Origin of the sequence: Asanoa iriomotensis, from assembly GCF_016862515.1 — a bacterium.
GTDB lineage: Bacteria > Actinomycetota > Actinomycetes > Mycobacteriales > Micromonosporaceae > Asanoa > Asanoa iriomotensis.
The window spans coordinates 1-1,429 of sequence record NZ_BONC01000175.1 but is presented as its reverse complement, the minus strand read 5'-3'; the positions used below and the strand labels follow the sequence as shown (position 1 = coordinate 1,429).

The 1,429-nt window shown below is 68.3% G+C and carries 1 protein-coding gene; it reads right to left on the bottom strand.

Features of this window, described 5'->3' with window-relative positions; all coding sequences use genetic code 11:
- Positions 1–40: 40 nt before the first annotated feature.
- Positions 41–1,360, bottom strand: a complete 1,320-nt coding sequence (locus tag Air01nite_RS40820) for an IS110 family RNA-guided transposase (protein ID WP_239091309.1) — start codon at positions 1,358–1,360, stop codon at positions 41–43.
- Positions 1,361–1,429 lie beyond the last annotated feature (69 nt).

Genomic DNA, 1,429 nt, shown 5'->3' with positions numbered 1-1,429 from the left:
GACCGTCGCTCCCGGCGCCCCTCTGTCAAGGGGTGGTGTTTTAGGGTGTGGTTTGGTGGGTCCGGGTTGTGACTTGTCCGAAGTGTCGATCTTGGGGTTTGGTCGGCCGCGCTGGAGTCAGAGTCGCCCCCGTGTGTCCTCCCGGACCCGTCCTTGTCGTGGTGGCGTCGTGGATCATCTGCCGGTGGACGATGTCGGAGAGCCGGCGTTTGAGGGCGCGGATCGCTTCCATGCGGGTTTTCCCGGCGGCGAGTTTGGCGTGGTAGTAGACGCGTCCTTCGCTGTTGTGGCGGATCTGGGCGATGGCCATGATGTGCAGGACGCGGTTGATGCGCCGGTTCCCGGTCCGGTTGAGACGGTGGCGGTTGTTGTCGCCGGAGGACGCGTCCAGGGGCGCGGTGCCGTTCCAGGACGCGAAGTGGCCGGGGTCGGCGAACCGGGCGATGTCTCCGATGTCGGCCAGCAGGCGGGCAGCGCTGCACGGGCCGATCCCGCGTAGCTGCTGCAGGCGGCTGCCGGTCGCTTCGACGACCGTTGCGAGTTCGGCGGTCGCTGTTTTGATCTTCGTGTCCAGGACGGTGAGCTCGTCGACGAGTTCGCCGGCGAGACGGCGGCGTGTGGCCGCGGCGATGTCACCGGCCACGACGTCGATGTCGGCCAGGAGGGTTCGGGCCTGGCCGGTGGACAGGCTTCTTTTCGCCCCGCCCGGGATCAGGTCCAGAAGCAGCGCGTGGAGGCGGTTGACGGTCTCGGTCCGGGTCCGGGCGAGCTGTTCGCGGCGGTCGACGAGCAGCCGCAGAACCGTCGTGTGGTCCTCCACGCGCACCACGTGCAGGCCCGGGGTCCGCAGCGCGGTCACCGCGATGTGGTGCGCGTCGGCCGGGTCGCTCTTGCGGCCGTTCCCGGTCGCGAACGCCCGGGTCCGCGCCGAGGACTTCGACGGCACGTCCACGACCGTCTCCCCATCAGCGACCAGCCGCTGCGCGACATGCCGGCCGATACCCGAACAGCCCTCGACCGCCCACACCCGATCGACGTGGACGCGGCCCGCGGCGAGCATCGCCTTGTAACCGGCCCGGTCCGTGCCGTAACGGCCACCGCCGAGCACCCGCTCACTGCCACCGATCACCTCGATCGTCGCCGACCGCTTATGGGGATCGACCCCGATCACAACCTTCGCCATGAAACCCCGCACCCCATCCCGCGAACCGACAAAACAGATCGGCGTGGGGGCAGCGCTACTTCGAGCCAGGCAAACCCCTCTTGAGCCACTCCACACCGCGGTAACCGGTGGAGCCCAAGCCGGGAGAGAGCCACACCCCGCCATATGAGCAGGCAGCCAGACAACGAGAACTTCCACCGATCACCTCGACCAAGCCTGGCCGGGCCACGGTCGTAACACCATCCTCAACAAGTAGCCAGACACCGC